Source organism: Luteibacter sp. CQ10 (genome assembly GCF_040900725.1).
Lineage (GTDB): Bacteria > Pseudomonadota > Gammaproteobacteria > Xanthomonadales > Rhodanobacteraceae > Luteibacter.
In genome coordinates, this window is sequence record NZ_JAEUYM010000002.1 from 47,529 (window position 1) to 68,382 (window position 20,854).

19 protein-coding genes are annotated in these 20,854 nt (G+C 68.0%); 5 read left to right on the forward strand and 14 right to left on the reverse strand.

Features of this window, described 5'->3' with window-relative positions:
- Positions 1-25: 25 nt before the first annotated feature.
- The 4 genes from mlaE to JNG39_RS09130 all read right to left on the reverse strand — a co-directional run bounded on the left by mlaE (position 26) and on the right by JNG39_RS09130 (position 3,384).
- On the reverse strand, positions 26-793 hold the full coding sequence (gene mlaE, locus JNG39_RS09115) for a lipid asymmetry maintenance ABC transporter permease subunit MlaE (RefSeq protein WP_368310897.1): 768 nt from the start codon (positions 791-793) through the stop codon (positions 26-28).
- Positions 790-1,602 carry an ABC transporter ATP-binding protein gene (locus JNG39_RS09120; RefSeq protein WP_368310899.1) on the reverse strand — a complete coding sequence of 271 codons (813 nt, stop codon included), beginning with the start codon at positions 1,600-1,602 and terminating at the stop codon, positions 790-792. The genes mlaE and JNG39_RS09120 overlap by 4 nt, the downstream gene beginning before the upstream one ends.
- The gene (gene gmk / locus JNG39_RS09125) at positions 1,599-2,216 is read right to left on the reverse strand and encodes a guanylate kinase (protein WP_368310900.1); all 618 of its coding nucleotides are present in this window, start codon (positions 2,214-2,216) and stop codon (positions 1,599-1,601) included. The genes JNG39_RS09120 and gmk overlap by 4 nt, the downstream gene beginning before the upstream one ends.
- A 232-nt stretch (positions 2,217-2,448) precedes the next feature.
- Positions 2,449-3,384: an AraC family transcriptional regulator gene (locus JNG39_RS09130; protein ID WP_368310902.1), complete on the reverse strand. Its 936-nt coding sequence runs from the start codon at positions 3,382-3,384 to the stop codon at positions 2,449-2,451.
- Between the two features lie 78 nt (positions 3,385-3,462).
- Here JNG39_RS09130 and JNG39_RS09135 point away from each other — a divergent pair, with 78 nt between their 5' ends.
- Positions 3,463-4,446, forward strand: coding sequence for an oxidoreductase (locus JNG39_RS09135; RefSeq protein ID WP_368310904.1), 984 nt, complete (start codon positions 3,463-3,465; stop codon positions 4,444-4,446).
- Positions 4,447-4,473: 27 nt separating this feature from the next.
- Here the strand turns inward: JNG39_RS09135 and JNG39_RS09140 are convergent, their stop codons facing one another.
- The 3 genes from JNG39_RS09140 to JNG39_RS09150 are packed head-to-tail and all read right to left on the reverse strand — an operon-like array spanning position 4,474 to position 8,710.
- Positions 4,474-5,781 (reverse strand): amidohydrolase family protein, encoded by a 1,308-nt coding sequence (locus tag JNG39_RS09140; RefSeq protein ID WP_368310905.1) that lies wholly within the window; start codon positions 5,779-5,781, stop codon positions 4,474-4,476.
- On the reverse strand, positions 5,778-7,979 hold the full coding sequence (locus JNG39_RS09145) for a penicillin acylase family protein (protein ID WP_368310907.1): 2,202 nt from the start codon (positions 7,977-7,979) through the stop codon (positions 5,778-5,780). The genes JNG39_RS09140 and JNG39_RS09145 overlap by 4 nt, the downstream gene beginning before the upstream one ends.
- Positions 7,980-8,023: 44 nt before the next feature.
- Entirely contained in the window at positions 8,024-8,710 is a 687-nt protein-coding gene (locus JNG39_RS09150) for a TetR/AcrR family transcriptional regulator (RefSeq protein ID WP_368310909.1), read from the reverse strand.
- Positions 8,711-8,790: 80 nt separating this feature from the next.
- Between JNG39_RS09150 and JNG39_RS09155 the strand changes: the two genes are divergently transcribed.
- Positions 8,791-9,531 (forward strand): SDR family NAD(P)-dependent oxidoreductase, encoded by a 741-nt coding sequence (locus JNG39_RS09155; protein WP_368310910.1) that lies wholly within the window; start codon positions 8,791-8,793, stop codon positions 9,529-9,531.
- 29 nt (positions 9,532-9,560) lie between these two features.
- Here the strand turns inward: JNG39_RS09155 and JNG39_RS09160 are convergent, their stop codons facing one another.
- Positions 9,561-9,884, reverse strand: coding sequence for a hypothetical protein (locus JNG39_RS09160; RefSeq protein WP_368310911.1), 324 nt, complete (start codon positions 9,882-9,884; stop codon positions 9,561-9,563).
- 132 nt (positions 9,885-10,016) lie between these two features.
- Here JNG39_RS09160 and JNG39_RS09165 point away from each other — a divergent pair, with 132 nt between their 5' ends.
- From JNG39_RS09165 to JNG39_RS09175, 3 genes are read left to right on the forward strand one after another with little or no spacing between them, the layout of a single operon-like run.
- Positions 10,017-10,571: an RNA polymerase sigma factor gene (locus JNG39_RS09165; protein WP_368310913.1), complete on the forward strand. Its 555-nt coding sequence runs from the start codon at positions 10,017-10,019 to the stop codon at positions 10,569-10,571.
- On the forward strand, positions 10,568-10,942 hold the full coding sequence (locus tag JNG39_RS09170) for a hypothetical protein (protein ID WP_368310915.1): 375 nt from the start codon (positions 10,568-10,570) through the stop codon (positions 10,940-10,942). The genes JNG39_RS09165 and JNG39_RS09170 overlap by 4 nt, the downstream gene beginning before the upstream one ends.
- Positions 10,939-12,177 (forward strand): flavin monoamine oxidase family protein, encoded by a 1,239-nt coding sequence (locus JNG39_RS09175; protein WP_368310917.1) that lies wholly within the window; start codon positions 10,939-10,941, stop codon positions 12,175-12,177. Before JNG39_RS09170 ends, JNG39_RS09175 begins: the two co-directional genes overlap by 4 nt.
- Positions 12,178-12,315: 138 nt before the next feature.
- Here JNG39_RS09175 and JNG39_RS09180 read toward each other — a convergent pair whose 3' ends face one another.
- The 6 genes from JNG39_RS09180 to JNG39_RS09205 all read right to left on the reverse strand — a co-directional run bounded on the left by JNG39_RS09180 (position 12,316) and on the right by JNG39_RS09205 (position 20,834).
- A complete protein-coding gene (locus JNG39_RS09180; RefSeq protein ID WP_368310919.1) occupies positions 12,316-12,468 on the reverse strand; it encodes a hypothetical protein in 153 nt (50 codons plus the stop codon).
- Between the two features lie 202 nt (positions 12,469-12,670).
- On the reverse strand, positions 12,671-14,401 hold the full coding sequence (gene argS, locus JNG39_RS09185; protein WP_368310920.1) for an arginine--tRNA ligase: 1,731 nt from the start codon (positions 14,399-14,401) through the stop codon (positions 12,671-12,673).
- Between the two features lie 196 nt (positions 14,402-14,597).
- Positions 14,598-16,721 carry an HlyD family efflux transporter periplasmic adaptor subunit gene (locus tag JNG39_RS09190; protein ID WP_368310922.1) on the reverse strand — a complete coding sequence of 708 codons (2,124 nt, stop codon included), beginning with the start codon at positions 16,719-16,721 and terminating at the stop codon, positions 14,598-14,600.
- A gap of 3 nt (positions 16,722-16,724) precedes the next feature.
- Positions 16,725-18,104 carry an efflux RND transporter periplasmic adaptor subunit gene (locus tag JNG39_RS09195; RefSeq protein WP_368310923.1) on the reverse strand — a complete coding sequence of 460 codons (1,380 nt, stop codon included), beginning with the start codon at positions 18,102-18,104 and terminating at the stop codon, positions 16,725-16,727.
- A 4-nt stretch (positions 18,105-18,108) separates the two neighbouring features.
- Positions 18,109-18,936: an efflux RND transporter periplasmic adaptor subunit gene (locus tag JNG39_RS09200; protein WP_368310925.1), complete on the reverse strand. Its 828-nt coding sequence runs from the start codon at positions 18,934-18,936 to the stop codon at positions 18,109-18,111.
- 5 nt (positions 18,937-18,941) lie between these two features.
- Entirely contained in the window at positions 18,942-20,834 is a 1,893-nt protein-coding gene (locus tag JNG39_RS09205; RefSeq protein WP_368310927.1) for a TolC family protein, read from the reverse strand.
- Between the last annotated feature and the right edge of the window lie 20 nt (positions 20,835-20,854).

Below are 20,854 nucleotides of genomic sequence, written 5' to 3' on the forward strand. Positions count from 1 at the left end.
AAAGTCATGGCGGGCTCCGTGGCCGTCAGATCAGGAACGACGTGAGCACGAAGTCCAGCGCCAGGATGGCGATGGACGAAGCGACCACGGTGCGCGTGGTCGCATAGGCGACGCCTTCGCTGGTGGGTGGGGTGGTATAGCCCTGGAACACCGCGATCAGCGAAACGACGATGCCGAAGGCCACCGATTTCAGGAGGACGCCGTTGACGATGTCCTTGTGGACGTCGACGGAGGCGGTCATGTTCGACCAGAACGTGCCGTTGTCGATGCCCAGCCAGGTGACGCCCACCAGGTGGCCGCCGAACACGCCCATGGCGCAGAACACGATGGCCAGCAGGGGCAGCGCGACCACGCCGGCGAGAAAGCGCGGCGCGGCCACGTAGGCCACGGGATCCACCGCCATCATCTCCATGGCGTCGAGCTGGTCGGTGGCCCGCATCAGGCCGATCTCGGCGGTGATCGAGGTGCCCGCGCGGCCGGCGAACAGGAGCGCGGTGACCACCGGCCCGAGCTCGCGATAGATGGCGATGGCCACCACCGTGCCCGTGGCCGAGGTGCCGCCGAAGATCGAGAGCACGTCGTAGAGCTGCAGGCCCAGCACCATGCCCACGAACAGGCCGCAGGTCATCACGATGGTGAGGCTCATCGCGCCCACGAACCAGATCTGCCGGATCGTCTCGCGGCCATGGCGCATGCTGCGCGGGATGGCGCGGAGGATGGTGAGCCCGAAGATGCCGCAGGCGCCGATCTGCGCCAGGCTACGGGTGACGACGTTGTCGTCCCGGGTGGTCATGCCTTGCCTCCGGGGAAACCGAGCGCGGCGGCGTAATCGCCCGCGGGATACTGGAACGGTACCGGGCCATCGGCCTCGCCACCGAAGAACTGCGCCGTCCACGGCGAGCCGTCGGTGGCCAGCGTGTCGGGCGCGCCTTGGGCCACGACCTTGCCGTTGGCGATGAGGTAGACGTGGTCGGCCACCTTCTGCACCGCCGCCAGTTCGTGGGCCACCAGCACGCTGGTGATGCCCAGCGTTTCGTTGAGGGTGCGAATGAGCAGCAGCACCTGGTTGAGCGCGATGGGGTCCAGGCCCACGAAAGGTTCGTCGTAGAGGATGAGCGCCGGATCGAAGACGATGGCACGCGCCAGCGCCACGCGACGCGCCATGCCACCCGACAGCTCGGTGGGCATCAGCCGCGCGGCGCCGCGCAGGCCCACGGCCTGCAGCTTGTTGAGCACGATGTTGCGGATGAGTTCTTCCGGCAACCGGGTGTGCTGGCGCAAAGGAAAGGCCACGTTCTCGAAGACGTCGAAGTCGGTCAGCAGGGCCGAGTTCTGGAACAGGTAGCCGATGCGTTCGCGCAACCGGAAGAGGCGCTCGCGCGACAGCGCCGGCACGTTCTCGCCGTCGACCTCCACGCTGCCCGCGTCCCCGCGCATCTGCCCGGTGATGTGCTTGAGCAGGGTGGTCTTGCCCGTGCCGCTGGGGCCCATGATGGCCGTGACCTTGCCACGCGGGATGTCGAGGTCGAGCGCGTCGAAGATGGTCTTGCCGTTGAGGACCGTGGTCAGTCCGCGTACGCGGACGATGGCGTCGTCGGTCATGGGGCGATCAGCTCCTGGATCAGCTCGTGGTGACGCAGCGCCTCGAGGGGCGCGCGAAGGCGGACGGCCCGGACGATCGCCTGGAGGTCGGCCAGGGCGTCTTCGAAGCGATCGTTGACGATGATGTAGTCGAATTCGTGCGCATGGGCGATCTCTTCGCGGGAATTGATCAACCGGCGCTCGATGACGTCCGCCGCGTCGGTGTTACGACCCCTCAGACGGCGCTCCAGTTCCACGCGCGAGGGCGGCAGGATGAATACGCTCACGCAATCGGGCTTGCCCTGGCGTACCTGGCGCGCGCCCTGCCAGTCGATCTCCAGCAGCACGTCGCTGCCGCTGCCCAGCTTCTCCTCGACCACCGTGCGCGACGTGCCGTAGAGGTTGCCGTGCACCTCGGCATGCTCGAGGAAGATGCCGTCGGTGATTTCCTTCTCGAAATCCGGGCGCTCCACGAAGAAATAGTGGCGGCCGTACTGCTCGCCCGGGCGCGGCGGCCGGGTGGTGTGGGAGATGGACAGCGAGATCTGCGGCTCCCGTTCGAGCAGCGCGTTGACCAGCGTCGACTTGCCCGCGCCCGACGGCGCGGCCACCACGAACAGGGTGCCTGGCGTCATCCGCGGGTCTCTCGATGGGTGGTCATGGCTCTCTCCCGAACGCCCCGCCCATGACGGACGAGGCCGTGACGGGGGTGCTTTTCGTTGCGCAAAACGGGATTGTAGCCGGATTCAGCGGCGCTGGCCCCGTTAGCGGGCCGAACCGACGCGGCGAAGACGCCAAGAACCTGCGACGAGCCCGGCACCGCCGGGATACCCGGGCTCAGCGCTAATCAGCGACGCGAAGCGGGGCTCAGGCGGCCGACGACAGCGCGAAACGCGCGGGCGACACGCCCACCACGCGCTTGAACGCATGACTGAAGGCGCTTTCCGACGCGTAGCCCAGATCGCGCGCCAGCACCGCCACCGGCACGCTGCCGCGACGCAGGGCATGGGTGGCCAGCCGCATGCGCCATTGCGTGAGATACGTCAGGGGCGCGACGCCGGCCACGGCCTTGAAGTGCGCGGCGAACACCGTGCGCGACATGGCGGCCGCGCGGGCCATGTCGTCCAGGCGCCAGGGCTGCGCCGGATCGGCATGGATCCGCCTGAGCACGGGAGCGAGCCGCGGATCGGCGGCGGCGCGCAGCCAGCCCGCGCGCAGCGATTCGCCCGAGGCCATGTGGGCCCGGAGGATCTGCACGAAGAGAAGATGGGCCAGCTGGGTCAGCATGAGGCCGGCGGCGGGACGCGACGCCGCGCTTTCTTCGACCATGCGGTCGATCAGCCAGCGCATGACCGAGGCTTCCGGCGCCGTCGCGCGCACGTGGATCCAGGGTGGCAGCGCGCCCGTCAGCATGGGCTCGTAGTCGGGATGCAGGCGCACGTGACCGCCGATGTGGAGCGTGTCGACGCCCTCGTTCACCTGGACGATCCCGCCGCGAACGTCCCCGAAAAACTCACGCGCCTCGCGCGGCGCGACGGCCGGGTCGCTGCACAGCACGAAGCCGCGCGGGGCGATGAGCAGCACCACGTCGCCTTCCGCCAGCGGCACGTCGTCGGTGTCGCCCTCCATGCGCAGGACGCAGCCGCCGCGTGCCGAGGCGAAGAATTTCAGCTTGTCCGGCGGGGGAAAGCGCACGGACCAGTCGCCGCCGGCCGTGAAGCCGCCGGACATCACCGACTCGACCTCGGCCAGGCGCAGGAACTCGGTGATGGGATCGTCCGTCATTTCCGTACGATTACTCATGCATCCGGGACTTTCAAGCATTCGTCGTCCGGACCGGCGCCCTTACCTTGGGAGGGAACCCTACCGAGGAGCCCCACCATGCAATCCCCCCTCCCCTCCGGCTTCGGCGCGACCACGACGGCCGCCGAGGTCATCGAAGGCATCGACCTGACCGGCAAGCATGCCGTGGTCACCGGCGGCTATGCCGGCCTGGGCCTGGAAACCGTCCGCGTGCTGCTCGGCGCCGGCGCCCGGGTGACCGTGCCCGCCCGCGACATGGACAAGGCCCGTCGCGCCCTCGACGCACTGGACGTCGAGTTGCTGCCCATGGACCTCGCCGATCCCGCGTCCGTCGACGCCTTCGCCCGCACGCTCGTCGAACGCGGTGACGCGCTGCACCTGCTCATCAACAACGCGGGCGTGATGGCCTGCCCGCTCGAACGCGACGCGCGCGGTTACGAGCGGCAGTTCGCCACCAACCACCTCGGTCATTTCCAGCTAGCCGTACGTCTATGGCCGCTGATGCGCAAAGCCAACGGAGCGCGCATCGTCTCGGTGTCCTCGCGCGGGCATCGTTTCTCGCCCGTCGTCTTCGACGATCCGCATTACCAGCATCGCGATTACGACCGCTGGACGGCCTACGGCCAGTCGAAGACGGCCAACGTGCTCTTCGCCGTGGGTGCCGACGCGCGTGGCAAGGCCGACGGCATCCGCGCGTTCTCGTTGCATCCCGGCGCGATCATGACCGACCTCGCCCGCTACATGAGCGAAGAGGAATTGCGCGGCTTCGGCGTGATCGACGAGCACGGCAAGCCGGTGGCGGAGGTGGCGCAGGGCATGAAGAGCGTGCCGCAGGGCGCGGCGACGAGCGTGTGGGCGGCCACCAGTGCGCAGCTCGATGGAATGGGCGGGCTGTATCTGGAAGATTGCGATGTCGCGCCGCTGTTGCTAACCGATACGACCGATATCGCGGAGTTGCGCAAGATGGCGGGGGTTCGGCCGTATGCGGTCGATGCGGACGGCGCCGAGACGCTTTGGGCGCTGAGTGAGGAACAGACGGGCGTGAGTCTGGACCGAGGCTAGCCTGTTCGCGGATACGATCGGCGAATCCTAAGGAGATGGGCGCTTGTAGATCGCGCCCCCCTTCATCACGAACGGCACGTTCGACAGCACCGAGATATCCTTCGTCGGATCGCCCGGCACGGCGATGATGTCGGCGTCGAGCCCGGCCTTCAGCTGGCCGAATCGGTCCTGCTGCCTGAGCACCTTGGCATTCACCGCCGTCGCGGCAAGCAAGGCCTGCGACGGCGTCATGCCGTCGCGCACCATCCATGCCAGTTCCTTGTAGTTCGTGCCGTGGCTGAATACGCCCACGTCACTGCCGTCGCCGATGGTCACGCCGGCCTCCATCGCGCGTTTGAACGCCTCCGCCGAGCGCTTCATGTCGTCCGTCGGCGGGTTGCCCGGCTTCCAGCCGCCGAAATATTCCGCATACGCCGCGCTGGCCTCCAGCGTGGGCATGTAAGCCACGCCATGCTTTTTCATCAGCGCGAACACCTCCGGCGTACCGCCGTAGCCGTGCTCGATGGTGTCGACGCCTGCCATCACCGACCGGCGCATCCCCTCGGCGGTGCTCGAATGCACCGCCACGGGCAAGCCCAGCGCGTGCGCGGTGGCCACGGCCGCATCGAGTTCTTCCTGCGATAGCGTGGGCATGGAGCCCTTCGCCTTGCCACAGTGATAATCGGCATAGAGCTTGATCCAGTCCGCGCCGTGCGCCGCCTGGTCGCGCACGGCATCGATCATCTGCGCCGTGCCGCTCACGGGGATCGCGCCCTGCGGCAGGTCGACGTCCTCGCGAAAGCCCAGCGGACCGGGACCGTAACAATGGGCCGCGACCGTCGCGCGCGTGGCCACGAACAGGTGCGGCCCGGGAATCAACCCCTTGTCGATCGCCTTCTGCACGTCGACGTCGGCGTAACCGGCGCCTTCGGTACCCAGGTCGCGCAGCGCGGTGTAGCCACCCATCAGCGTATCGCGCACGTGCTTCACCGCCTCGACGGTACGGAACGCGAGCGTTTCCTTCAGCACCTGATCGTTCCATGGCGTCTCGTTGTACGGATGCAGGAACACGTGGGAGTGCGCATCGATCAGGCCCGGAAGCAGGGTCATGCCCGGAAGCGAGAGCGTCTCGGTGCCTGCCGGTGCGGACACCCTGGCTTCGGGTCCCACCGCGGCGATCTTGCCGCCCTGCACGAGTACCACCCATCCGTCGTGCGCCTGCGCGCCGCCCGCGTCGAACACGCGATCGGCCTTGAGCAGCAAGGGATGGTCGGCTGGCCCGGGCACGTCCTGCGCGGACACGGCAAAGGCCAGCGCGAGGCCGCCAGCGAGGGTAAGCCTGCGAAACAGGTTCATGGCGCGTCCTTCGAGCCGGGGTGGTAGGTGCTTTCGACGTGGCCTCGCAGGTCTTCGGGCCAGAAATAAACCTTGCGCAGGTTGCCGGTGGTGTACCGTTCGGCTTCGTCGTTGAAATGCCGCGAACCCGGATGCCCGCTCTCGCCACCGATGGTGATGGCGCGCGCGCTCACCTTCGGCCCGAACTCCACCACGGCCACGAAGCTGTTGCCGCTGGTGCCGTAATACTTCTTCGTGCCCGGCCATCGATGCGCACCGAACGAGGCGAGCGAGCCCCAGCGCGACGAGGTGAACGGCACGGGGATGCTCGGCTTGGCGTCGTCGAAGGTCTGCACGATAGCGCCGTCGTTGCGCTGGTAGCGATTGACCTCGCCCCAGGGCACGCCCCAGTCGCCGAAGTCACGCTCCAGCCGGTCGACCGCGTCCGAAAGCGCTTTCAGGCGCTTCGCGGGGCCCGCCTTCTCCGCCATCACGTCGTAGATCGACAGGCCTTCCTGCGTATCGTCCTTGCTCACCGCGTCCCAGAGCGTGTCGCCCCAGTACACGGCCAGCGTGGTCGGCATCGAGGCGATGCCCCAGCGGTAGTCCCAGCGGCGCAGCATGCCGATGGGCCCGGCCAGCGTCTTCTTCAGCGGATCGCTCGCATCGAGCCCGTCGTAATCGCGGATGAGGATCGGCAACTGCCGCTCGAAGGCGGGAAGATACGGGTCGAAGGCCGCCGCCAGGAGCGAGGCCTTGGTCATGTCGTGCTGGCCGGTGAGCACCTTCGTGGCATGCAGGCCACGGGGGTTCTCGCCCGCCGAATCCATGTAGCGTGGGTAATCGCCCCGTTTCGGACTGTCGGCCCCCGCGGCGGAGTACGGCCAGTCGTTCGTGTTGAAGATCCAGCCGGTGCCGGGATTGAGCAGGTGCGGCGCCTTGTCCAGCGGCAGCAGCGGACGCCAGTCGGCTTCCGGATCGCTACCGTCCACCGGCCTGGTGTAATCGAATGCGTCGTCGCGCGCGGGGATGAACTGCGGATGCAGGTAGGCGATATTGCCCTTGTCGTCCGCATAGATCGTGTTGTTCGACGAATTGGCCTTGAGTTCGGCCACTTTCATGTAGCCGGCGTAGTCGTTGGCCTTGGTGCGCAACCAGCTCTGTTCCAGCGCCTCGAGCGGCTTGTTCATCAACGCCGTGGCGACCCATCGCCCACCGTCGGCACGCACGATGGGCCCGTGGTGCGAGGCATAGGTGGTGAACGTGCGTTCGGCCATCGTGCCGTCCGCGTTGCGCACGCGCAGCGTCACCCCGCGCGTGGTCATCGGGCGAAGCATCTTGCCGTGGCGGTAGAACACCTTGCCGTCGCGCTTCACCACGTCCTCGGCGAACTCGTCCACCACGTCGACGCCCGACGAGGTGTGCATCCAGCCGATGTGCGGATTGAAGCCCTGGTAGACGAAGAACTGGCCCCAGGTGACCGCACCGTACGCATTGAGCCCCTCGTCGCTCGACATCTGCAATTCCGAACGGAAGAAGAACGAGGTGTGCGGATTGATCAGCAGCAACGCGTGGCCGTTCGCCGTGAGCTTCGGCGCGATGGCGATGCCGTTGGAACCGGTGGGCTCCCACCAGCTCGACGGCGGCGTGACCTGCGCCAGCGCGCCTGCCGGATCGTCGCCGTAGAAGGCCTGCAAGCCCTTGGTGGATATGCGTTCGATGTCGCCGCCGATGCTGCCTTCGCTGAAGCTCAAGGCCATCCACGGCTCGAAGCGCGTGATGACGCGCGGATGCACGCCGGGATGCGTGGCGAGGTAGAAATTCAGGCCATCGGCCCAGGCATCCATCAATGCCTTCAGCCACGCCGGGCTGCGCGCGTAGAGCGCCTTCAGCTGCGTGTCGTCGATGAAGAGGCGCTGGCGCAGGTCTTTCCACAGCGCCGCTTCGCCTTCGGCCTCGGCCAGCCGACCGAGGGAGACCAGGTAGTTGGTCTCCACGCGGTTGAAGTCGTCTTCGGCCTGCGCATAGGCCATGCCGAACACCGCGTCGGCATCGGTCTTGCCATGCACGTGGGCGATGCCCCAGTCGTCGCGGACGATGGTGACGGCCTGCGCTTCACGCTGCCAACGTGCCGAGGCGGTCTCGGCGGCATGCGCCCCCGGGGCGACGAACACGATAGCCAACGACGCGGCGAGCGCGGCACGGCGGGATGCGGACATGGTGGGTAACCCCTGACGAATCTTGCGATCCTATCGCCAGGGGTTCATCGTGCGTCAAGTGCCGGATCGGAAGGCCGGTGGCCCGTTGCCCGGGAAATCATCGCGTCCCAGCCAGCCATCGCCACATGCGCGACCCCTTCGAGATCCTCGCGCGTGGCCCCGTTGCGTGCGCGAACCGTCATGCCGTTTTGCACGGTTTCGACGAACCGGGCCAGCCCGTCGGCATCGACGTTCCGTGGCAATTCGCCGTCACCGACGCCCTTGTCGATACGGGATCGCACGTTGGCGAAGGTGCCCCCGATCATGCCGACGAATGCCTGGAAGGTGCACTGTCCCCCGCTACCCATCGATGCCAGCGTCGCCATGCAGCCGCGAGGCATGTCGCGCAGCGATCCCGTCAAGGCGGCGGCGGAGTCGTAAAGAAAGGCCGACACGGCGTCCCGCGCGGTAGGTGCCGCACGGAAGCGATCCCATACCAGGCCTTCATGGGTTCGCTGGTAGTGCCGCAAGGCTTCGCCGAAGAGTTCCTCTTTCGAACCGAAGGCCGCGTACAGGCTTTTCGTCCCGATCTCCATGACTTCGGTGAGGTCGGCGATGGACGTCGAATCGTAACCCTTGGTCCAGAACAGGCGGGTTGCCCGGTCGAGCGCCACCTCGCGGTCGAACGTCCGCGGCCGGCCGCGGACCCGGACCGGCGCGTCGTCAGAATGAACGGGGTCGTCTTTTTGCATCGATCATTGTTTAAGTCAGTTGACCGTCGCCGACAAGCCTTCTAGGATTTATGCATCGAACGCTGCATAAAGGATACGCCATGCTTGATTTGACGGGAAAGCGCGCGCTGGTCACCGGCGGCTCGAGGGGCATCGGGGCGGCGATCGCCCTGGCACTCGCGGAAAACGGGGCGGACGTCGCGTTTACGTATCAACGCTCCGCCGAGGGCGCCAAGGCGACGGCGGCGTCGATCGAAGCCACGGGGCGCCGTGCCCTCGCGATCCAGGCCGACAACACGGATCCCCAGGCGATCGAACGGGCCGTGGACGAAGCCGTCAAGGGACTGGGCGGCATCGACATCCTCGTCAACAACGCGGCCATCGCCACCGGCGGCATGATCGCCGACATCCAGCTCGACGAGCTCCAGGCGATGCTGGACGTCAACGTCCGCGCGCCCGTGCTGTTCGCGAAGGCGGTGATCCCCCACCTCGGTTCGGGCGGTCGCATCATCTCGATCGGTTCCAGCCTCGCCGAGCGCGTGCCGTTCGGCGGCGTGACGGCCTACTCGATGACCAAATCCGCGCTGCTCTCGTTCAATCGCGGCCTCGCTCGCGAACTGGGCCCGAAGAACATCACGGTCAATCTCGTCCAGCCCGGGTCCACCGACACCGACATGAATCCGTCCACGGGCGAGGGGGCCGATGTCCAGCGCGGTCTAACGGCACTCGGGCGCTATGGCGAGCCGCGCGAAGTGGCGAACGCCGTGGTCTTCCTCGCCAGTCCCGCGGCCAGCGTGATCACGGGCTCCACGCTGGTCGCCGACGGCGGCGCCAGCGCCTGAATGCGTCAGCCGATCGATCGGCCGGCGCGTCACGACAGCCGGCGCGAGATGGCGAAGAACGCGAGGTTGGCGACACCCACCGCGGCCAGCACGGCGGCGACGGCCGCGGGCGTGACCCGTTCGGTGTCCATCGTGCCGATGGCCGCGAAGGCGGCGGCCATTGCGACCGCGACGATGCCCCAGTAAAGGCTGGACAGGCGGCGCTGGCGATCCTCGCCCAGCATGAAGGTGCGCAGCAGATCGTCGGACCCGGCCGCGCGTAGCAGACGGCGTCGGCTCCAGGCATCGATGAACGAGCGCACCATGAGCGTGATGCAGGCGAAAATGGAGATGGCGGTCAGGTCGACTTGCATGATGGTTCCTCGGTGGGTGGTTGCCGAGGATAGATACGGAGGGTCCGACGCCGGTTGCAGGCGATCGCGCAGCTTTTTTTGCAACCGCCGCCCCGCTGCCTGTATCAAAGGCAGGGAACGGGGAGGAGCGCGATGGGAGAGGACCGCTGGCTGGTACGCGAGGTGCTGGAGGGGCGCAAGGGCGCCATGGAGCGCTTCGTCCGCGAGTACCAGGACGTGTGCTGGCGGGTGATCTATCGCCTCACCGGCGATCGGGAAGACACGCGCGAACTGTGCCAGGACGCATTCCTTCGCGCGCACAAGGCGATGCCCACGTTTCGCTTCGATGCGAGCCTGAAGACCTGGATGACCCGCATCGCCTGGTCGGTGGCGATCCGCCACCTCGAAAAACGGCGCATTCCCATCGACGGATCGGCCGACGTCGAGAGCGTGGCGGAATACGCCGACGGTGACGACATCGCCTCCACCCTGGTCCGCGAGGAAATGCGAGGCAAGGTCCGCGAGGCCCTGGACACGTTGCCGCCGCTGCAACGCACCCTGCTCACGCTCTACCATTTCGACGAGATGCCGTTGGCGGATATCGCGAAGGTCACCTCCCTGCCCGTCGGCACGATCAAGAGTTATCTTTTCCGGGGCCGGCTCGCCCTTCGCGAGCGGTTGCTCCGTCACATGGAACCCACGCCATGAACCCGACCATGCACCCCATGGACGTGCCACCTTTCGACTGGGAACGCCAGGAAGCCGCGATGACGAGCGACGCGGCTTACCGCGTCGTGGCCGACGTGCTCGGCGAGGCGCCCGACGCCGACCTCCCTCCCGATTTCGCGCGCACACTCGAACGGCGCGCCTATGCGCAGCGCCCGGAGACCCGGGCCGACCGGCTGGAAGGCGCTCTCGTCGGCGCGGCCGTGGCGTTGCTGGCCATCGTCGCGATCATCGGCTTCACGCCCTTCCACTGGGCGCCACCCGCGGGTGCGGCATGGCTCGTCGTCGTCGTCGCGGCGGCGGGGGTATCCGCCTTGGGCTGGCACATGCAGCGGCGGGGCCTTCCCTGGTGACCACGGTCGACGTCGTCATCGTCGGTGCCGGCGCGGCGGGCGTCGGCGCGGCACGGCGACTGTCGGGACGCGGTCTTTCGGTGTGGCTGCTGGAAGCCACCCAACGCGTCGGCGGCCGCGGCTGGACGCTCGATGTCGAAGGTCTACCGCTCGACATGGGCTGCGGCTGGCTGCATTCGGCCGACCACAACGCGTGGCGCCGAATCGGCGAGGAGAACGGCTGGGACATCGATCGCCGCCCGGCGGCGTGGGACAAGCCGCAGCCGCATCCACACTTTTCCGAAAGCGAACAGGCGCAGGCCCACGCGGCCTACGACGCCTGGCACGAGCGCCTCATGGCGTCGCCGCCCGCGTCCGACCTCGCCAGCGACGCGCTCGAAGCGAACGGTCCCTGGAACGGCTACCTGCAGGCGATGAGCGGGTACATCAGCGGTGCACCGCTCGAACGAATTTCCGCCACCGATTACGTGGCCTATGAACGTGCCGCCTCGGGCAACAACTGGCGCGTGGCACGTGGCTACGGCACGCTCATCGCCGCCTCGCTGCCCGTCGACGTGACCTGCCGGCTGTCGACGCCCGTCGAGGCCATCGCGTTCGATACACCGGGCGTGACCTTGAAGACGCCCTCGGGCGACATCCATGCCCGTGCCGCCATTCTCACCGCCTCCAGCAACGTCCTGGCAGGCGACCTGATCCGGATGCCGTCGTCGCTGGACGCATGGCGGCATGCGGCTTCGCGGCTGCCGCTGGGCTGCAACGAAAAGCTTTTCCTGCGCGTCGACGGCGCCTTCGACCTACCCGCCGAGCATGCACTGATCGCCGATCCGCGCGACGCGGACAGTCCGGTGTTCTACCTGCGCCCCCTCGGCCATCCGGTGATCGAAACCTTCCTCGGCGGACGAAGCGCCCACGACGTCACCACCGAAGGCTCGGTGGCGGCCTTCGACCGGTTGATGGAGTGGCTGGTGAAACTGCTCGGCGCGGATGCGCGTCGCCACCTGCGTCCGCTGGCGACCTCGGGCTGGAGCAACAGCACCTACGTACGCGGCGCGTATAGCCATGCCCTGCCGGGATATGCGGACCAGCGCCGGGTTCTCGCTTCACCGTTCGAGGATCGCCTATTCTTCGCGGGGGAGGCGACGCATCACGACGCGTTCTCCACGGCGCACGGAGCATTCGAGAGCGGCGTGCGAGCGGCGGATGAAGTACTTTCGCGATTCGGCACTTCGCGATAACCGGATTCACGGCGCTGGGTTCCTGCGTGCGCAGGAACGACATGCCTCAAGAATGGCCATCACACCTGATTTCCACGTCGTTCCTGCGCACGCAGGAGCCGCCCGTCCAGTCGCAGCGAGTTACCTGTCGGCTCTTACTCAACGCCAGCGATGACAGTCGCTATCGCGGTAACCATCGCAGTGGTGATCGCGATCATGGTAGTAACCATGCGGACGATGGGGATCGATGATGCAACCGCCCAGGGAAGGAAGCGTGATCGCCATGGCGATGAGGAACAGGCAACGTTTCATGGATGGTTCTCCAGGAGCGTGCGGACATCGCACCCTGGAATCAGCGTGACCCTTCGACGCGCATGCGGTCAATCGAGAAAACGTCGTCGCCGCGCGACGGAGGGGACTCCGTTAATCGACCCGACCCAGGACTGAATGCCGCACCGTCCGTGGAAGCCCGGCGCGTCGGCCATTCAAGTCGGGTCAAGCTTCCGGCGCGACGTCACATTCGCGTCGGAATGCGGATGCCCAGCAGATCCAGTGCCTTGGCCAATACGTGCCGCGCCAGACCGCATAGGGCCAGACGGGACGCCCGAACGCCGGCATCCTCCGCCGCCAGCACCGGACACTCGGCATAGAATCGACTGAATGCCTGCGCCAGGTCATAGGCGTAGTCGGCCAGATCGTTCGGCGCGTAACGGTTCGCCGCGGACGCCACGGCCTCGGGAAAACGCGCGCACAGCAGCACCAGCGCCCGCTCGGACGGTTCACGCACCAGCGTCGTTCCGGCGATCGTCCCCTGCGATGCCGCCCGTTCCAGGATCGACGAGATCCGCACGCACGCATACTGCACGTAAGGCCCGGTGCGCCCCTCGAACGACACCATGCGATCGGGATCGAACACGTAGCCCGACGTGCGATAGGTCGACAGGTCGGCGAACTTCACCGCCGCGATGCCGATGGCCCGCGCACGCGCGTCGATGTCGTCGGTCTCGCCGCTCTCTTCGATGCGGGCGTAGGCACGGCCCACCGCGTCGGCCAACAGTTCGTGCAGCTGGGCCACGCCGCCGTCGCGCGTCTTGTACGGCTTGCCGTCGCGGCCGTTCACCGTGCCGAAGCCGACGTGTACCAGGTCGATGCCTTCGGCATAGCCCGCACGCCTGGCCGCCCGGAACACCTGGCGGAAATGCAGCGCCTGACGCTGGTCCACCACGTAGACGATGCGCGACGGATGCAGCCGGTCGCGTCGATCGAGGATGGTGGCCATGTCGGTGGTGGCATACAGCGCCGCACCGTCGGACTTTTCCAGCAGCAGTGGCGGCACCGGTGAATCGTCGCCCTCCTCCGCCACGTCCACCACCAGCGCGCCTTCGCTTTCCCGCGCGATGCCGCGTGCCTTGAGGTCGGCGATCATGGCGGGAATCAGCGGCTGCACGAGGCTTTCGCCGTTGAGTTCGTCGAAGTGCGCGCCGAGCGCGGCGAAGTCGGCCGTCTGCGCGTCGAGGGACACGCGGCGGATCGTTTCCCACATGCGCATAAATGCCGCGTCGCCCGCCTGCAGCTTCGCGGTGGCGGCACGGGCCACGGCCATGCGCGCGTCGTCGGCCTTGCATGCGGCGGCCACGCGCGGGTAGATCGCCTGCAGCTGGGCCATGTCGAACGGCGGGCTCGTCGTCCACGGACCGTCATCGGCCAGTTCGGGCCAGATCGACGGCAGCTCGGATATCAGCATGCCCATCTGCAGGCCCCAATCGCCCAGGTGCACGTCGCCGATGACACGATGCCCCTGCGCGATGAGGATGCGGCGCAGGCTCTCGCCGAGCACCAGCGAACGCAGGTGGCCCACGTGCAGCGGCTTGGCGACGTTGGGACCACCGAAGTCGATCACGACGGTTTCCGGCGGTTGCGCCACGATGCCCGCGCTTTCGTCGTCGCGCTGGCGTTCGGCCCATTCGCCGAGCAGCGACGACGAGAGGCGCAAGTTGATGAAGCCCGGTCCGGCGACGTCCACGCTGTCGAAGGCGTCGTTGCCTCGCAGCGAGCCGGCGACCGCTTCCGCGATCTCGCGCGGCGGCCGCTTGATCGCTCCGCCCAACGGCATGGCCGCGTTGCACTGCAGGTCGGCCAGGTCGGGGCGCTGTGCCGGTACGGCTCGTACGCCGCTGCCGTCGAAGCCGTGGGATTCGAAGGCGGCGACGAGCAGTCGCTCGATCTGCGTGGCGAGGGTGGTCATGGGTGGGTCATCCGTGGAAGTGCGCCCGGCATCATCGCGTGATTGGTGCGACGGGTCGAGGGGACATGGCCCGCACGAACGCCTCGCCGTAGGCACCGGCCTGCGCCGGTGCGACGCTTCGTTGTACGTCCAGGGGCCCTCCATGCCGTCGCACGGCGACCGCCTCTGGCGTCGAGCTCACGCCAAGGCGGCAGGATCAACCGTCCTTGCCCAATCCCGTCTGCTGCAACAGGATCAGCAACGCGCTGTCGATCCAGCGGCGACCGAGGCTCTCGCGCCGCCCGGTCATCTTCACCGTCGCCAGTTGTTCGGAACCCAATGGGCCCGGCAATCCGTCGCCTTCCACACGCACGCGATACCACGCCGTCGCCGGGCGCAGCTCCTTCACCGGAGCCGTCGGGTTGAGCGGAATGGGGCCGCCGTGGTTCTTCGCCAGGGCGAGGCTCGGCAGGCGTTCCAGCGCGCCGTTGTCCACGGCGACGATCCGGCCGCGCAGCGGGCTTCCGCCGCCGCTCGGGTAGACCGTGGCGTCACTGCCCGGCACCAGTCGCGCGCGATCGGCTTCCGACACCAGCACCTCCGCACGCCAGCGCGTACCGCCGATGACGGTGGCGATACGCGAGCCCGGCGACACCCAGCTTCCGGCCTGCAACGTGGGGTCGAGATCGCGCACCACGCCGTCTTCCGCCGTGGCGAGGCGCAGACGGTGCAACTCGGCCGAGCTGGCGCGCTGCTGCACCTCGTACTGGTCGGCCATGCGGTCGGCCACCACCTGTTTCGCCACGCCGTCCTTGTCGAGGGCCCCGGCGCCGCGCGCGGTCGCCTCGTAGGCGTCGCGCAAGGCATCGGCCTTGGCGCGATCGTCCTGCGGCGAAGGCGCGGTGAGTTCGAACAGCACCTCACCGGCCTTGACGTTCATGCCGTCGGTGACGTTCACCCGTTCCATGCGCGCCGGGTACGGCGTGAATACCGGCTGCTCGAAACCCGCCTCGACCACCGCCTCGCCGCCGACGCGCGACGACCACGGCACCAGCAACACGAGGGCGAGCACGGCCAGCACCACCAGCCAGCGCACGAGGACCGGCCGGCGGATTTCCGCGCGGCGCATCCACCACACACGCACTTCGTTGAGCATGGGTTTCACCACGAACGTCACGATTTCCACGAGGAACAGAATGAGGCCCATCGCCTTGAAGAAGGCGTGGTAGACGACCACGGCGATGCCCACGAACAAGGTGAGGCGATACAGCCAGGTCGCAAACGCGAAACCGGTGAGGAACGCGGCAAAGCGCGGCGACACCGCATCGGGACGGGGATCCTCGATGCCCAGCAGCTTCATGCGCACCCAGCGCTTCGCCCAGCGCCCGGCGCGCTCGTGCAGGCCGGGGTAATCCAGGGCATCGGCGAGAATGAAATAGCCGTCGAAGCGCATGAACGGACTGGCGTTGACCGCCACCGTGAGCACCCACGCCGTGGTGCCGAGGAAGAACAGCGCGTTCTTGACGTTGCCGTCCGGCGCGAATGACCACAGCAAGGTGCACCATGCCGCCAGCACCAGCTCGGCCATCACCCCCGCCGAGGCGATGGCGAGACGGCGGCGCGATCGTTCCAGCTTCCAGCTCTCGCCCGTGTCGGTGTATGCCATCGGCCACATCACCAGCAAGGCCACGCCCATGTGTCCCACGCGCACGCCGAAGCGCGTCGCCATGAAGGCGTGGCCGAACTCGTGCCAGCATTTGGAGAACACGAGCGCACCGGCGAACGCGATGACGCCGTCCCAGCTCATCGCACCGCGCAGGTTCGCCTGCACCACGTCCCACTGGCGCGCGGCGAGCAGCAACCCGAGCACGGCGGCGAGGAGCGTCGCCACCAGGAAACGCATGCCGAACATCCACTGCACGTACGGCAAGGCGCGGCGCAGGAAACGCTCCGGCCGCACCAGCGGAATGCGGATGAACAGATAGTTCTGCAACAGCCAGTGCAGCACCGAGGGGCCGTGCTTCGGCTGCGCCGCGCGGGTCAGTTGCTGGTGCTGGAGGAAGCGCGCGAAGTCCACGACGTCCTGCGTGTCGGGGGCGAGCGTCGTGGTGTCGGCCACCGCGGCGGCGATCCGCGAGGGCTCACCCAATCCCCAATGTCGCAGGATCTCGAATTCCAGCCAGCCGATGCGGAAGAACTGGTTGCGCACGGGATCGGACAGATGCCACGCCGGCGACCCGTCACGATTGCGGCCCGCCGGGTGGATCTTCAGCTCGTCGCGCAACGCGGGCCACGGCGGTGCCGCCGCGGCCATCGACGCGATCTCGGCCAGGGCCGCCATCGCTTACAGACCGATCCAGGCGCGCACGGTCGCCAGCGGACGCCGCAGCATCAGGTAACCCAGCACGCTCCAGCGGCCGGACACCCGCGCGGTGCCCTGCAAGCCGATGCGAGCGCCCGGCGGCGTGCCCTCGATCGTGCCGCGCAGCGAATAGCTCGCCACGCCGTTGGGGGCTTCCACCGGCTGGTAGCCGGCGTAGTCCAGGCGCGCATCGAGCGGATCCAGCGGCGCCACCTTGAGGAACACCGTCATCGGTGCGCCGGAAGCGAGGTTGGTCGCCTCGCCCACCGGCGCCCAGGCGCGGACGCCCAACGCGCGAGGATCGGCGAGCAGGCCGATGCGTTCCCCCGTCTGCACGGGACGGCCCGCCCAGTCATCGGGATCGGAATAGACGAAGACGCCATCGGCAGGAGCGCGGATGGCGAGCTTGTCGACCTCGCGCTGGAGCGAGTCGACGTCGACCTGGCGTTCGCGCCATTTGCCTTCGGCCAGGCCGAGGTCGGCCTTCGCGCTCTGGCTTTCGATGGCCTGCTGCGCGGCCTGGTGCATCTCCGTGTTGGCGGTGGCCAGTTCGGCCTGGGCCACGGCGAGCTTGTTGCGCAAGGTGGTGTCGTCCAACTCGGCCAGCACCTGCCCGGCCTTCACCGGGGAGTTGGGCAGTACCGCCATGCGATGGATCACGCCTTCGCGCGGCGAGGCGATGACCTGGCTGCGCGTGGAAATGATCTCGGCCGGCACGAGGGTGTATTCGCGCACCGGAATCAGCAGCACGACGAACAGGGCCGCGAGGGCGTAACGCAGGCCACGGCCGCGCGTCACCTTGCGCCAGGCGTCCCGCCAGCGCGACGGCCTGGCCACCAGCGACCACCAGGCGTAGCCGAGCAGGCTGCCGAGCTGAAGCAGCGCGAATTCCGCGCTGTCCGGCGTCAGCGTGGTGGGCCACGCGTCGTCCCGCGCGAGGAACAGCAACGCGCCCACCGCGCGATCGGGGCCGGACAGCGGTAGCACCCAGACGTGCGCGGGCAGCCACTCGCTCCATTCGGCGGCCAGTGCGTCGCCGAGCATGTCCGCCGACAACGGCAGCACGCGCGCGCCTTGCGGCAGTTCGGCGCAACGTTCGGTCACGCGCCGGGCCACGGCGGTAAGCCAGAGTGCGTAAGGCGTGTTCGGGTCCGGATCGGCCAGCCCCGAATGCGCCGCCAGCCTGGGGCCGCGCGCCGAGGACAACGACACCAGCGCCGCCTGTCGGTAATCCACCAGCAGGCGCGCCTCGTTGCAGGCGATGAAGCCCAGCTCGGACGCGTTGGTGGCGGCTTCCACGCGCCCCGCGAGCGCGTAGAACCGCGACGGCGCGTTCGCGCCGCGAACGTCGTGTGCGTTCATCGGTTCAGACCTTCGGACCCACGTCCGGCTTGCCCGGTGACGCTCGGCCGCTCATGCCCGGCAGCACGCGGCTGGTGTCGCCTTCGAAGGCGGCTTCGATTTCGATGGTCTGGCTCACCGCGTCCACGCGACCGCTCAGGCGGGTCACGGTCAGCCGGTAGCTGGCGCCGGTCTCGTCGATGGTGGCGTCCAGGTGCGCGCCCGGCTTCAGCCAGGCGATCCAGTTCGACGGCACGTTGAGGCGCGCCTTCGGCGTGCCCGTGCCGACGAGGTCGATCACCGGCGCGCCGGGCGCGACGCCCTGCCCTTCCTTCACGTGCACGCGGGCCACGCGACCGTCGAACGGCGCCACGAAACGGCATTGCGCGAGCTGCGCCTCGAAGATGCGCTCCTGGCTGCGCGTGCGATTGACGTCGGCGGCGGTCAGTTCCACTTCCAGCGCGGCGGCCGAATCCAGGCCCTGAAGCTTGGCCTTGGCCTCGTACTTCAACTGCGCGGCCTTGTACTCGGCATCGGCCGATGCGCGACGGGCTTCGACGTCGCTGCAATCGAGCGACACCAGCACTTTGCCCTTGGTGACGGTATCGCCCAGTTGCGCATAGACCCGGGCCACGCGCCCCCCGGCCACGGCGGACAGCGGGCTTTCCTGCGCGGCGACGACGAGGAAACGCACGGGGGCCTGCGAGGCCTTTGGAGCGGACTCGGCCGGTGCGGTGCCTGCCCAGGCCAGAGCCCACACGAAAAGACCGGCCATGAGCGTCGTCACTCGATGGCGCGTCTCGCCGTGGGCACCGGCCTTCGCCGGTGCGACGGTATGTCGAAAGGTGTTCATGCGGCTCACTGCGATACGGCGGCGGTCTCGGGGGCCGCGGCGAGGCGATGGATCGCGTCCATCACCGACAGCGTGGCGGCCTCGGCCAGGGCGACGACGGAACGCGTGGTCACGTCGTCGGGGAGGTAGCTGAGATAGCTCTGCGTGAGCAGGCGCTTGCCGGCGGTGTCCTGCACGGTCACGTCCCACTTGGCGCGCGTGGCCGTCTTGCCCGGGGTGGCGCTGTAGTGCAGATCCACGGCCAGTGCGTCGCCGCCGTTGCCGAGGGTGAGATGGTTGCCGGTCATCACCTTGCCCACCGCGCCACGCACGGCCTCGCCGTCGACGCGCCCGGGCAGGCCCGACACGCTGAGCTGGATCGGACGATCCACCGTGGGCGCGTCGGCGACCTGGGTGAACACCTGCTTCTCGCCATCGGCAAGGCTGGCCTGGATGGCCTTGGCGATGGTCGGCAGGTCGCTGGAGGCGATCTGTTCGGGCATCAGGTCGATGCCTACCGAGTTCAGCACGCGGCCGTAGGCCGACTGCGCGGCGGCATACGACGAGGCTTCCTGGAAACGCGACACCATCGAGCGGGCGCCGGTGCGCAGGGTTTCCAGTTCGCTCGTGAGCTGGTGGCTCGAACCGGCCCGGGCGACGCTGGCCAGGCGCTGGTCGACGCGCGCGGATTCCTCGGCCAACTGGTGGTCGTACACGGCGAGCTTGTAACGCTCCACCGACACGCGCACTTGCGTGAGCACGGCCATCGACAGCGCCATGCGGCGTGCGTCGTCCACCTTCATGCGCGCTTCGTTCGTGCGCTTGATCGCCGGGATGCCGGCGAGGCGGAACAGGTTCATCGAGAGGCTGACGCCGCCCTGGGCCCAATTCTCGTTGTAGAGGTACTTGTTGGAGTCGTAGCCGACGCCACCGAACAGGTTGAGGTTGGGGAACAGCGCGAGGATCTGTTTCTTCGTCTCGACGGCATCGATGCGCGTCTTGTAATCCTCCTCACGCAATTCGGGACGCTGTTCGAGCGCCATCTGCTCGAGCTGGTCGAGGTTCGTCGGCACCTGCGACAGGCCCGTTTCCTTCGCGTCGGCGAGGGTGAACTCGGTGCCCGGCGCCAGGTTCATCAGCGCGGCCAGCTCACGCTTGGCCAGTTCCATTTCCTGGCGCTTTTCGTTCACCAGGGTCATCGCGTCGAGCAGCGCGCGCTGGTATTCGAGGCCTTCCACCGGCGGCAGCACGCCGGCGCGTTCGGCCTGGCGGGTCTTCTCCAGCGCGGCCTGGATATTGTCGGCGAGGGTTTGCGTCTCGCCGAGCAGGCGCTGCGCGCCGAGCGCGCGCCAGTAGGCGTCGCGCACGTCCTGCACGATGTTCTGCAACACCTTGCGGCGGCGCTCGTCGGTGGTGTTGACGTCGTCGGCCTGCTGCTTGGCGCGGTAGTAGCTCAGGCCGAAGTCGAGCACGTCCCACGACAGCGTGGCGTCGGCGAGGTAGTGCACGCGCTCTTCGGAGGTGGACGGGCGCAGGCTGATCACGCGGTCCTGGATGCCGATGCTGGTGCCGCCCGAATCGTTGCTGCGCCAGCGGTAGCCGGCGTCGGTCATCAGCTTGGGCAGCATGTCCAGCTCGGACACGTCGAGCAGGCCGCGCGACAGCGCGGTCTCCATCAGCTTCAGGCGGTAGTCGAGGTTGTACTTGAGCGAGCGGGCCATCGCGTCGGCGAGCGTGATCGGCGCGGTGACGGGCTCCTGGCCCTTGTACATCGCCTGCTGGTCGTTCTTCGCGCGGTTGACGATCTCGTCATGGGTGAGCGGCTTGGGCTTCACCGCGCCGCAACCCGTCAGGAACACGGCAAGGGCGATCGACGCGGCGAGCGGGACGGCAGGCTTCATGGCTTTGGAAGGGAGCATGGAGTTCTTTTCCGATTCGA

Excerpts from the sequence above, each read along its gene's own strand:
- mlaE (WP_368310897.1), bottom strand. The coding sequence starts at position 793 with ATGACCACCCGGGACGACAACGTCGTCACCCGTAGCCTGGCGCAGATC.
- JNG39_RS09120 (WP_368310899.1), bottom strand. The coding sequence starts at position 1,602 with ATGACCGACGACGCCATCGTCCGCGTACGCGGACTGACCACGGTCCTC.
- gmk (WP_368310900.1), bottom strand. The coding sequence starts at position 2,216 with ATGACGCCAGGCACCCTGTTCGTGGTGGCCGCGCCGTCGGGCGCGGGC.
- JNG39_RS09130 (WP_368310902.1), bottom strand. The coding sequence starts at position 3,384 with ATGAGTAATCGTACGGAAATGACGGACGATCCCATCACCGAGTTCCTG.
- JNG39_RS09135 (WP_368310904.1), top strand. The coding sequence starts at position 3,463 with ATGCAATCCCCCCTCCCCTCCGGCTTCGGCGCGACCACGACGGCCGCC.
- JNG39_RS09140 (WP_368310905.1), bottom strand. The coding sequence starts at position 5,781 with ATGAACCTGTTTCGCAGGCTTACCCTCGCTGGCGGCCTCGCGCTGGCC.
- JNG39_RS09145 (WP_368310907.1), bottom strand. The coding sequence starts at position 7,979 with ATGTCCGCATCCCGCCGTGCCGCGCTCGCCGCGTCGTTGGCTATCGTG.
- JNG39_RS09150 (WP_368310909.1), bottom strand. The coding sequence starts at position 8,710 with ATGCAAAAAGACGACCCCGTTCATTCTGACGACGCGCCGGTCCGGGTC.
- JNG39_RS09155 (WP_368310910.1), top strand. The coding sequence starts at position 8,791 with ATGCTTGATTTGACGGGAAAGCGCGCGCTGGTCACCGGCGGCTCGAGG.
- JNG39_RS09160 (WP_368310911.1), bottom strand. The coding sequence starts at position 9,884 with ATGCAAGTCGACCTGACCGCCATCTCCATTTTCGCCTGCATCACGCTC.
- JNG39_RS09165 (WP_368310913.1), top strand. The coding sequence starts at position 10,017 with ATGGGAGAGGACCGCTGGCTGGTACGCGAGGTGCTGGAGGGGCGCAAG.
- JNG39_RS09170 (WP_368310915.1), top strand. The coding sequence starts at position 10,568 with ATGAACCCGACCATGCACCCCATGGACGTGCCACCTTTCGACTGGGAA.
- JNG39_RS09180 (WP_368310919.1), bottom strand. The coding sequence starts at position 12,468 with ATGAAACGTTGCCTGTTCCTCATCGCCATGGCGATCACGCTTCCTTCC.
- argS (WP_368310920.1), bottom strand. The coding sequence starts at position 14,401 with ATGACCACCCTCGCCACGCAGATCGAGCGACTGCTCGTCGCCGCCTTC.
- JNG39_RS09190 (WP_368310922.1), bottom strand. The coding sequence starts at position 16,721 with ATGGCGGCCCTGGCCGAGATCGCGTCGATGGCCGCGGCGGCACCGCCG.
- JNG39_RS09195 (WP_368310923.1), bottom strand. The coding sequence starts at position 18,104 with ATGAACGCACACGACGTTCGCGGCGCGAACGCGCCGTCGCGGTTCTAC.
- JNG39_RS09200 (WP_368310925.1), bottom strand. The coding sequence starts at position 18,936 with ATGAACACCTTTCGACATACCGTCGCACCGGCGAAGGCCGGTGCCCAC.
- JNG39_RS09205 (WP_368310927.1), bottom strand. The coding sequence starts at position 20,834 with ATGCTCCCTTCCAAAGCCATGAAGCCTGCCGTCCCGCTCGCCGCGTCG.